5 protein-coding genes, 4 rRNA genes and 1 pseudogene are annotated in these 11,517 nt (G+C 41.6%); 4 read left to right on the top strand and 6 right to left on the bottom strand.

Annotated features, from left to right (window positions below):
• The first annotated feature begins 185 nt into the window (after nt 1–185).
• The 4 genes and pseudogenes from LCF45_RS01615 to LCF45_RS01600 all read left to right on the top strand — a co-directional run bounded on the left by LCF45_RS01615 (nt 186) and on the right by LCF45_RS01600 (nt 4,101).
• Nucleotides 186–981 (top strand): annotated as a pseudogene (locus LCF45_RS01615) (sulfotransferase family 2 domain-containing protein).
• Between the two features lie 206 nt (nt 982–1,187).
• Nucleotides 1,188–1,910, top strand: coding sequence for a class I SAM-dependent methyltransferase (locus LCF45_RS01610; RefSeq protein WP_000398933.1), 723 nt, complete (start codon nt 1,188–1,190; stop codon nt 1,908–1,910).
• Nucleotides 1,911–1,936: 26 nt separating this feature from the next.
• Nucleotides 1,937–2,809, top strand: a complete 873-nt coding sequence (locus tag LCF45_RS01605) for a class I SAM-dependent methyltransferase (RefSeq protein WP_263894457.1) — start codon at nt 1,937–1,939, stop codon at nt 2,807–2,809.
• Between the two features lie 215 nt (nt 2,810–3,024).
• On the top strand, nt 3,025–4,101 hold the full coding sequence (locus tag LCF45_RS01600) for a glycosyltransferase WbsX family protein (protein WP_078203762.1): 1,077 nt from the start codon (nt 3,025–3,027) through the stop codon (nt 4,099–4,101).
• Between the two features lie 14 nt (nt 4,102–4,115).
• On the opposite strand, the gene rrf (LCF45_RS01595) is transcribed toward LCF45_RS01600, so the two are convergent.
• The 6 genes from rrf (LCF45_RS01595) to rrf (LCF45_RS01570) form a co-directional block, all read right to left on the bottom strand.
• Nucleotides 4,116–4,231, bottom strand: a 5S ribosomal RNA gene (gene rrf / locus LCF45_RS01595).
• Nucleotides 4,232–4,280: 49 nt separating this feature from the next.
• Nucleotides 4,281–7,202, bottom strand: a 23S ribosomal RNA gene (locus LCF45_RS01590).
• Nucleotides 7,203–7,347: 145 nt separating this feature from the next.
• Nucleotides 7,348–8,899: ribosomal RNA gene (locus LCF45_RS01585) — 16S ribosomal RNA — on the bottom strand.
• Together the 16S, 23S and 5S rRNA genes form the textbook arrangement of a ribosomal RNA operon.
• 350 nt (nt 8,900–9,249) lie before the next feature.
• On the bottom strand, nt 9,250–9,981 hold the full coding sequence (locus tag LCF45_RS01580) for a DsbA family oxidoreductase (protein ID WP_059038053.1): 732 nt from the start codon (nt 9,979–9,981) through the stop codon (nt 9,250–9,252).
• A gap of 191 nt (nt 9,982–10,172) precedes the next feature.
• Nucleotides 10,173–11,132, bottom strand: a complete 960-nt coding sequence (locus LCF45_RS01575) for an alpha/beta hydrolase (RefSeq protein WP_033709745.1) — start codon at nt 11,130–11,132, stop codon at nt 10,173–10,175.
• A 241-nt stretch (nt 11,133–11,373) separates the two neighbouring features.
• Nucleotides 11,374–11,489, bottom strand: a 5S ribosomal RNA gene (gene rrf / locus LCF45_RS01570).
• Nucleotides 11,490–11,517 lie beyond the last annotated feature (28 nt).

Raw genomic sequence — 11,517 nt, 5'->3', positions numbered from 1 at the left:
ATCTTTATTTTATATTTTCCTTTTAGAATCGATACTTTATTTAAGATGACCGCAAAAACACTCATAATATTTACTCATTCCCATGAATATATTGGATTAGTAAAAACTTGCCTTCTCATATTCTCGTTTATTCTATTTAAAAACCTTCTCCATAAATAAAACTTTCAAAAAGGAGCACTACATGTATGAAGAATGTAAATCAAGAGCTTTTAAATCATGTAATCCTACATAAAGATCGAATCCCACATTTCCATAAAGACTTTCCACTTATACTATTCTGGAGCCATAGAAGCGGATGTACTACTTTAGCTAATTGGTTCTTTTTTTCAAATTGGATTATTTCCTGAAGCAAAGAAATACCATGACTTTATTCATTACTATGAATTCTGGGTGTATAAAAACAACACCAACTACATACCAGAGTTACAAAATGGGCTTCTAACAGCAAAAAAAGATGTTTGTAAACTTGTACGGAATCCCTATACAAGGGCGGTCAGCTCCTTTTTATTGCTTGCTGACAATCCATATGCTAGCCCTCAATGGGAAAGTATCCGGCATTATTTTTATAATGACAAATATAGTAATCAAGGAATATCATTTAAACAATTTTTATATTACGTTCAAGCATTCGGTTCTAATTCCCTAGCAATAGATATACATTTTAGTCAGCAATACGTCCCAGGTGAAGAAAACTTCATCCAATGCTATATTCCTTTAGAAGATTTTAATACACAAATCACCAAGATAGAACACACGTACGATTTGACTGAATCAAATTTAGCGCTTCTTACAAATTCAGATCATCATCGTGCTCATAAGATGCTTTATACGGGAAGCTATGCAGAACTTAGCATTACAGATGCATCCTTCCCCCGCTTTCCAACATATGAAAGCTTTTATGATAAAGAAACCATGGATTTAGTTACAGAAATATATGCACAAGACTTTGAAATGTATCCGTACACAAAAGGGATATTCTAAGTCGATACATTCTTCAATGAATAAAAGCGAATGTATCGCATAGCATAAAGTGAAACTTTAATTAGCGTGGGGTTCTCTCCCGCTAATTATTCCATTCTACCAATCTCACTTTTATGAGTTCCCTAATTTCCACCCACTCTCTTTGATTTCGCTGGTTGTTGACGTGTGTGTCATATGCATTTTTTTTTACACAGGAGTGATGTCATGTGGAAGGTAATTTGAAGCACAATAATGGATATTGCGTTATTTGTGAGAAGAAAGCTACATTTATAGAGCATAATGATTGGCTTAGAGATCACTACTTATGTTCTACATGCCACTCTATACCAAGGCAGCGCGCTCTAATCCATGTTTTAAATACATTTTTTCCAAAATGGGGTTCCTATCATATCCACGAATCCTCTCCTGGGGGAATTACAACTCAACTACTAATAAAAAACTGCAAAAACTATACATACTCTCAATACTTTAAAAACTACCCTCTCGGCCAATACTTTCAAGGGATTAGATGCGAGAACTTAGAAGACATGACTTTTCAAAATGAATCTTTTGATTTATTCATTACTCAAGATGTCTTTGAACATGTAATGGAGCCAAACAAAGCCTTTAAAGAAATAGAGCGTGTATTAAAGCCTGGCGGCGCTCATGTGTTTACTGTCCCTTGGTATCATACACTCACAAAGACTTTACAAAGAGCAAGAATCAATAAAGAAGGAATCGAATATATTGAGGAGCCAATTTATCATGGTAATCCTATTGATGAGAACGGGTCTTTAGTAACATTTGATTGGGGTCAAGATATGATTGAATATATTTATACACATGCAAATATGTATACCATTGTTTATTTACAAAAGGATAGATCACTGGGGTTAGATGCTGAATTTCTACATGTTTTTATTAGTAAAAAACACGAAAATGATTTTTAGGCACTATATAATTTGGAGGTTAACAAATGAATAACTTTAAGTTAGGAAGTGATTTTGATAACCTTGTTAGCCCACTTTCTGATGTTGAACTTCTTAATCTATTTATACAAAGTTGCTCACAAACAAAGATAAATGGCATCCCAGTACCTACGTTCCCCTCCGAAGAAATTCAACAACAGTTTGTAGGTGCTTCCTATGAACATGCTCTTTATGAAGCATATTTGTTTTATAGCCTTGTAAAAACATATGCCCATAATTTAGGCGTTCCCTTGAATAAAGAACGGAAAATTTTAGACTTTGGTTGCGGATGGGGAAGAATCATACGCTTCTTTTTCAAAGATGTTCGCCATAAAAATTTACTTGGTATTGATGTAGATCCTGTAATGATTAACCTTTGTAACGAAACGTTAGGAAGAGGCAGATATAAAATAGCTCCCCCACAACCTCCTGTAGAATTTATTAATGACAATTCATTAGACATCATATTCGCTTATTCTGTATTCTCACATTTATCCGAAGAAACTGCAGAAAATTGGATAAAGGAATTTTCAAGAATTCTTCGTCCAGGTGGAATCTTCATCGCCACAACACAAGCACGCTATTTTCTCGATTTCTGTCAACAATTTAAGGAACACCCTGAATTAATTCAAACGGGATGGCATAAAACTTTATCTCATGCTTTTCCAGATATAAATCGTGCCATCTCGGATTATGAAAGCGGCAATTTTATCCACAGCCCTACGGGAGCTGGAGACGTTAGAAACAGTAGCTTCTATGGGGAAACCGTTATACCTAGAACTTATATTAAAAACCACTATGAGAAGTATTTAAAGCTACGGGACTTTTTTGATGATACAAACCGGTTACCCCAAGCTCTATTTGTTCTCCAAAAAGATTAACTCTTTTCGCTCATTGTATAATGAAGATCATTTTGTATCTCAGCCGTATATATTAAATCATCAAAGATTTCCATATCAAGCAAACTGCACAAAAGAATTCATTATGCAGCATAAACACAGTAAGTAAATAACATATCTCATGTTTTAACTAGATTCGAAAAATCAAAAGTAACTTCCCACCACTTGAACTACGAAGAACATAAGGGGGATATATCTTGAAAATAATCGCTTTTTACTTACCACAGTTTCATCAAATAAAAGAAAATGACCGATGGTGGGGGAAAGGGTTTACTGAATGGACAAATACTAAAAGTGCACGACCTTTATTTTCAGGACATTACCAACCTAGAGAACCTTATCAAGATTTTTATTATGACTTAACCACCCCATCCGTAAGAAAATGGCAAGCAGAAATCGCCAAAGCACATGGCATATATGGTTTTTGTTATTACCATTACTGGTTTAAAGGGAAGAGGCTATTGGAGGCACCCTTTAATGAGGTACTTAAGATGAAGGAACCAGATTTTCCATTTTGCCTTTCTTGGGCAAATGAACCGTGGACAAAAACTTGGGATGGTCTTGATAGTCACATATTAATGCCTCAAAATTATGGAGAATTATCGGATTGGAAAGAACACTTTGAGTATTTATTGCAAGCTTTCCAAGATGAGAGATATATCCGTATAGACGATAAACCACTATTCATTATTTATCGCCCTGGGCATATCCCTCATTGTGAACAAATGCTTCATTATTGGAATACACTCGCACAAGAAAATGGTTTGAAAGGTATATACTTTGCAGAAACATTAAACAGCTTTCCACTTCCTAATATAAATGGATTTGATGCTAGCATTCAATTCGAGCCTTTTTATACAATTGCTCATGATAGCTCTTCAGACATAAATAAGACAATATATGAGTCTGGTAAACAAATAAACGCTTGGGATTATGATAAAGTGTGGATGTATATACTAAAGCGATCTCCTCCAGAGAAAAAAACATTTCCTGGTGCCTTTGTTGACTGGGACAATACAGCACGCCGCAAAGACTTAAATAGCAGTATCTTCCTAGGTTCTACCCCTGGTAAGTTCACGATATATTTAAGCAAACAAATCCAGCGTACCTATTCTCTTTACAACAGCGAGTTTTTATTTATTAATGCGTGGAATGAATGGGCAGAAGGTACTTACTTAGAACCAGATAAAAGGCATGGATTCGCCTATTTAGAAGGAGTTAAGCAGGCAATTAACAGAGGTATGAAAGCATACAAAAAAGACGAGTCATTCTGACTCGTCTTAAAGTTGCTTGGCGACGTCCTACTCTCACAGGGACAAGGTCCCAACTACCATCGGCGCTAGAGAGCTTAACTTCCGTGTTCGGTATGGGAACGGGTGTGACCTCTCTGCCATCATCACCAAACTGATGAAGGTATATTCCTTCAAAACTAGATAACATTGCTTCATATTATATGGTTAAGTCCTCGATCTATTAGTATTCGTCAGCTCCACATGTCACCATGCTTCCACCTCGAACCTATCAACCTGATCATCTTTCAGGGATCTTACTAGCTTACGCTATGGGAAATCTCATCTTGAGGGGGGCTTCATGCTTAGATGCTTTCAGCACTTATCCCTTCCGCACATAGCTACCCAGCTATGCCCTTGGCAGAACAACTGGTACACCAGCGGTGCGTCCATCCCGGTCCTCTCGTACTAAGGACAGCTCCTCTCAAATTTCCTGCGCCCACGACGGATAGGGACCGAACTGTCTCACGACGTTCTGAACCCAGCTCGCGTACCGCTTTAATGGGCGAACAGCCCAACCCTTGGGACCGACTACAGCCCCAGGATGCGATGAGCCGACATCGAGGTGCCAAACCTCCCCGTCGATGTGGACTCTTGGGGGAGATAAGCCTGTTATCCCCGGGGTAGCTTTTATCCGTTGAGCGATGGCCCTTCCATGCGGAACCACCGGATCACTAAGCCCGACTTTCGTCCCTGCTCGACTTGTAGGTCTCGCAGTCAAGCTCCCTTATGCCTTTGCACTCTACGAATGATTTCCAACCATTCTGAGGGAACCTTTGGGCGCCTCCGTTACACTTTAGGAGGCGACCGCCCCAGTCAAACTGCCCACCTGACACTGTCTCCCGGGTCGATGAGACCCGTAGGTTAGAATTTCAATACAGTCAGGGCGGTATCCCACCAGCGCCTCCACCGAAGCTAGCGCTCCGGTTTCAATGGCTCCCGCCTATCCTGTACAAACTGTACCAAAATTCAATATCAGGCTACAGTAAAGCTCCACGGGGTCTTTCCGTCCTGTCGCGGGTAACCTGCATCTTCACAGGTACTATAATTTCACCGAGTCTCTGGTTGAGACAGTGCCCAAATCGTTACACCTTTCGTGCGGGTCGGAACTTACCCGACAAGGAATTTCGCTACCTTAGGACCGTTATAGTTACGGCCGCCGTTTACTGGGGCTTCAGTTCAGAGCTTCGCTTACGCTAACCCCTCTCCTTAACCTTCCAGCACCGGGCAGGTGTCAGCCCCTATACTTCGCCTTACGGCTTCGCAGAGACCTGTGTTTTTGCTAAACAGTCGCTTGGGCCTATTCACTGCGGCTTTCCGTTAAGAAAGCACCCCTTCTCCCGAAGTTACGGGGTCATTTTGCCGAGTTCCTTAACCAGAGTTCTCTCGCACACCTTAGGATTCTCTCCTCGCCTACCTGTGTCGGTTTGCGGTACAGGCACCTTTTATCTCGCTAGAAGCTTTTCTTGGCAGCGGGGAATCAAAGACTTCGCTCCATAAGGAGCTTCCCCATCACAGCTCAGCCTTCACGATAAGCGGATTTGCCTACTTATCAGCCTAACTGCTTGGACGTGCACAACCAATCGCACGCTTCTTCTATCCTTCTGCGTCCCTCCATTGCTCAAACGATAAAGAGGTGGTACAGGAATATCAACCTGTTGTCCATCGCCTACGCCTGTCGGCCTCGGCTTAGGTCCTGACTAACCCTGAGCGGACGAGCCTTCCTCAGGAAACCTTAGGCATTCGGTGGACGGGATTCTCACCCGTCTTTCGCTACTCATACCGGCATTCTCACTTCTAAGCGCTCCACCAGTCCTTCCGGTCTGACTTCACTGCACTTAGAACGCTCCCCTACCACTGATACGATTGGTATCAATTCGCAGCTTCGGTGGTGTATTTAGCCCCGGTACATTTTCGGCGCAGAGTCACTCGACTAGTGAGCTATTACGCACTCTTTAAATGGTGGCTGCTTCTGAGCCAACATCCTAGTTGTCTAAGCAACTCCACATCCTTTTCCACTTAATACACACTTTGGGACCTTAGCTGGCGATCTGGGCTGTTTCCCTCTTGACTACGGATCTTATCACTCGCAGTCTGACTCCTAAGGATAAGTCATTGGCATTCGGAGTTTGACTGAATTCGGTAATCCGATGAGGACCCCTAGTTCAATCAGTGCTCTACCTCCAAGACTCTTACACTTAAGGCTAGCCCTAAAGCTATTTCGGGGAGAACCAGCTATCTCCAGGTTCGATTGGAATTTCTCCGCTACCCACACCTCATCCCCGCACTTTTCAACGTGCGTGGGTTCGGGCCTCCATTCAGTGTTACCTGAACTTCACCCTGGACATGGGTAGATCACCTGGTTTCGGGTCTACGACCACGTACTAAACGCCCTATTCAGACTCGCTTTCGCTGCGGCTCCGCCTCTTCAGCTTAACCTCGCACGGGATCGTAACTCGCCGGTTCATTCTACAAAAGGCACGCCATCACCCATTAACGGGCTCTGACTATTTGTAGGCACACGGTTTCAGGATCTCTTTCACTCCCCTTCCGGGGTGCTTTTCACCTTTCCCTCACGGTACTGGTTCACTATCGATCACTAGGGAGTATTTAGCCTTGGGAGATGGTCCTCCCAGATTCCGACGGAATTTCACGTGTTCCGCCGTACTCAGGATACATTCAAGAGAGAACGAAGTTTCGACTACGGGGTTATTACCCTCTGTGACGGACCTTTCCAGGTCGCTTCGTCTACCTCGTTCCTTTGTAACTCCGTATAGAATGTCCTACAACCCCAAGAGGCAAGCCTCTTGGTTTGGGCTAGATTCCGTTTCGCTCGCCGCTACTCAGGAAATCGCATTTGCTTTCTCTTCCTCCAGGTACTTAGATGTTTCAGTTCCCTGGGTCTGTCTTCCATACCCTATGTATTCAGGTAAGGATACCATACCATTACGTATAGTGGGTTTCCCCATTCGGAAATCTTCGGATCAAAGCTTACTTACAGCTCCCCGAAGCATATCGGCGTTAGTCCCGTCCTTCATCGACTCCTAGTGTCAAGGCATCCACCGTGCGCCCTTTCTAACTTAACCAAACTAAAATTAAAAAATATGAGCTACACTGTTATCTAGTTTTCAAAGAACATACATTTAAACTTGAGAGATAGTTCTCTCAAAACTGAACGAAACAAAACAAGTCAACGTTTATTGATGAACTGCGTTCATCAATTCTCCATAGAAAGGAGGTGATCCAGCCGCACCTTCCGATACGGCTACCTTGTTACGACTTCACCCCAATCATCTGTCCCACCTTAGGCGGCTGGCTCCATAAAGGTTACCCCACCGACTTCGGGTGTTACAAACTCTCGTGGTGTGACGGGCGGTGTGTACAAGGCCCGGGAACGTATTCACCGCGGCATGCTGATCCGCGATTACTAGCGATTCCAGCTTCATGTAGGCGAGTTGCAGCCTACAATCCGAACTGAGAACGGTTTTATGAGATTAGCTCCACCTCGCGGTCTTGCAGCTCTTTGTACCGTCCATTGTAGCACGTGTGTAGCCCAGGTCATAAGGGGCATGATGATTTGACGTCATCCCCACCTTCCTCCGGTTTGTCACCGGCAGTCACCTTAGAGTGCCCAACTTAATGATGGCAACTAAGATCAAGGGTTGCGCTCGTTGCGGGACTTAACCCAACATCTCACGACACGAGCTGACGACAACCATGCACCACCTGTCACTCTGCTCCCGAAGGAGAAGCTCTATCTCTAGAGTTTTCAGAGGATGTCAAGACCTGGTAAGGTTCTTCGCGTTGCTTCGAATTAAACCACATGCTCCACCGCTTGTGCGGGCCCCCGTCAATTCCTTTGAGTTTCAGCCTTGCGGCCGTACTCCCCAGGCGGAGTGCTTAATGCGTTAACTTCAGCACTAAAGGGCGGAAACCCTCTAACACTTAGCACTCATCGTTTACGGCGTGGACTACCAGGGTATCTAATCCTGTTTGCTCCCCACGCTTTCGCGCCTCAGTGTCAGTTACAGACCAGAAAGTCGCCTTCGCCACTGGTGTTCCTCCATATCTCTACGCATTTCACCGCTACACATGGAATTCCACTTTCCTCTTCTGCACTCAAGTCTCCCAGTTTCCAATGACCCTCCACGGTTGAGCCGTGGGCTTTCACATCAGACTTAAGAAACCACCTGCGCGCGCTTTACGCCCAATAATTCCGGATAACGCTTGCCACCTACGTATTACCGCGGCTGCTGGCACGTAGTTAGCCGTGGCTTTCTGGTTAGGTACCGTCAAGGTGCCAGCTTATTCAACTAGCACTTGTTCTTCCCTAACAACAGAGTTTTACGACCCGAAAGCCTTCATCACTCACGCGGCGTTGCTCCGTCAGACTTTCGTCCATTGCGGAAGATTCCCTACTGCTGCCTCCCGTAGGAGTCTGGGCCGTGTCTCAGTCCCAGTGTGGCCGATCACCCTCTCAGGTCGGCTACGCATCGTCGCCTTGGTGAGCCGTTACCTCACCAACTAGCTAATGCGACGCGGGTCCATCCATAAGTGACAGCCGAAGCCGCCTTTCAATTTCGAACTATGCAGTTCAAAATATTATCCGGTATTAGCCCCGGTTTCCCGGAGTTATCCCAGTCTTATGGGTAGGTTACCCACGTGTTACTCACCCGTCCGCCGCTAACTTCATAAGAGCAAGCTCTTAATCCATTCGCTCGACTTGCATGTATTAGGCACGCCGCCAGCGTTCATCCTGAGCCAGGATCAAACTCTCCAATAAAGTTAGTTTGTCTAGCATCTAAAAATAAAAATTGACGTTCACGTTGTTTGTTTCGTTCAGTTTTCAAAGAACTTGTTTGCCGCTCATTTGCGACTCCCTTATGTTAACATTTTCATATTTCAATGTCAACTAAGTTTTTCATTTTGTTTTGTCGCTTTCTGCATTGTTGCTATCGGCGACTTGTTCTATATTACACCTCTAACCTACAATCGTCAATATGTTTTTATAAAAAACTTCATTTTTTTATAAATCCTATTTACGTTATTAATTTATCTATTTATATACCTCTTCTATAAGAATAGATAAGCAACCCATGAAACACTCTATGGGTTGCTATTCCATCATAAAAACTATTGTTCTTTTGAAGGTACAGAACAACTTTCATCCGTACAAGACATATCGCTTCCACCCTCTGAAGAAAGCTCTTGTAACTTAGGTGCAGGATTCTCTTCTTCCCAAACTTGCTGAAGTGCACCAACAAAGGTTTCAAGTGGTTGCGCACCTGAAATAGCATACTTTTGATTAATAATAAAATAAGGAACTCCCGAAATTTGATATTGCTGAGCAATCGCTTCATCAATTCTAACATCATTTGCATATGCGCTTTTATCATTAATAACATGTAGAGCTTCTTGCTTATCTAAACCTGAAGCTTCAGCAATAGTAGCAAGCGTATCCACATCACTTAAATTTTCCGATTCAGTGAAATATGCACAAAGTAGATTTTCCGTAATCTCTTTTTCTTTCCCTTGATCCTTTGCAAATTTGGCAAGACGATGCGCATCAAAAGTGTTCGTCGGCTTCATCTCTTCAAAATTAAAACTTAACCCCATACTAGCTGCATGATTGCCTAGTTGTATATTATTACGCTTAGCTTCTTCAATACTAATCCCATACTTTGATGCAAGTACTTCATTAATACTTGTTCCAGAATAGATTGGAGCATTTTGGTCTAATTCAAAACTTTTAAACTCAACTTCAACATCTTTCTTATGCGGAAATTGCTCTAAAGCCATTTCTAATCTACGTTTCCCAATATAACAAAATGGGCATACAAAATCTGACCATACTTCAATTTTCATAGAAACACCTCATTAACATGTAGTTTTCAATTATTGTAGCACTGGTAATAAGGAATTCAAAAATTTATGCTTCAAACCTTATATACTACAAACTAAAATGAGTTTTTAAATAGAAAAAACGATAATCAAAAGTATAAAAACAGTTCCTTCTGATTATCGTATATACAAAATACAAATCTAAAACAATCTAATTACGCTGGAATGTATCTCCCCACGAACTCCCATATGGTATTCCAATATTTATTCGAATCTACCTTCTCGGCTTCTCCATGTCCAGCACCTGGAACAATTAATTTCTCTTTTTCTACTTTTGCAGCATTATATACTTCATCTAACATTTCATAAGGAACGAATGTATCAGCGTCCCCATGAATAAATAGCATCGGTGTTTTACTTTTCGCTACTTGTTTTACAGCTGAAGCTTCTTCTAAATCATATCCAGCTCTTAATTTTGTAACTGTATTTGCCGCATTCATAACAGGAAACTTCGGCAAGTGGAATAAATCGTTTAATTGATAAGTAAATTCATCAATAACAGTTGAGTATCCACAATCTTCAATAATAACTTTAACGTTAGAGGGTAACTCTTCACCTGAAGTCATCATTACAGTTGCTCCCCCCATTGAAACTCCAAAGAGTGCTATTTCAGCATTAGGGTCTTTCTTTACAATTTGTTGAATCCAAATCAAAATATCTTTACGATCGTGCCAGCCCATCCCTATATAATCACCTTCACTATTTCCATGCCCACGAAGATCTGGCGCTATGACGTTATATCCTTCTTCATAAAAATTCCGGATATATTTCGTCATTTTCGATGCCCTACTATCATATCCATGAACTACAATTGCCCATTTATGGCTAGATTGTTCATTCATATATTCATAACCTGTTAATTTCAACTTATCGAAAGAATTTATGTTTCGTATATTAGGTTTATGATTTGATACAAAGTTCGCATCCTTTTCTTCATTTGTAGCAAACACACCTCCCGATGCATTCACAGTTTCTACTAAGTGAGGATTATCCTCTAAAAACTCTTTCTCTTGTTTTGCATTCAACGCATAATTATAAAAATAATTCCCGACTAACATATAAGTAATTGCTAGAAGGACTAAAACCACTATAGTAATTACACCTATCTTCTTCATATTATCTCCTTAAAAAATTTAAATCTTCCTATATTAAAGTACCTCGAAAAACAACTGTACTATTTTAACACACCGATAGATTGCTTCTACAAAAAATAGAATAGAAAATCTTAAACTACACATCAAAAATGATGAAAGAAAATGAATATGAGAGGATCAAAATAATAAGGATTACTTACTTGAGGCTGATAAGAAGTTTAAAACACAAAAAAGACGAGTCATTCTGACTCGTCTTAAAGTTGCTTGGCGACGTCCTACTCTCACAGGGACAAGGTCCCAACTACCATCGGCGCTAGAGAGCTTAACTTCCGTGTTCGGTATGGGAACGGGTGTGACCTCTCTGCCATCATCACCAAACTATTGAAGGTATATTCCTTCAAAACTA

Origin of the sequence: Bacillus sp. 41-22, from assembly GCF_025809295.1 — a bacterium.
GTDB classification, from domain to species: Bacteria; Bacillota; Bacilli; order Bacillales; family Bacillaceae_G; genus Bacillus_A; species Bacillus_A mycoides.
Note: the sequence above shows the minus strand (reverse complement) of the source record. Positions and strands in the feature narration are given on the sequence as shown.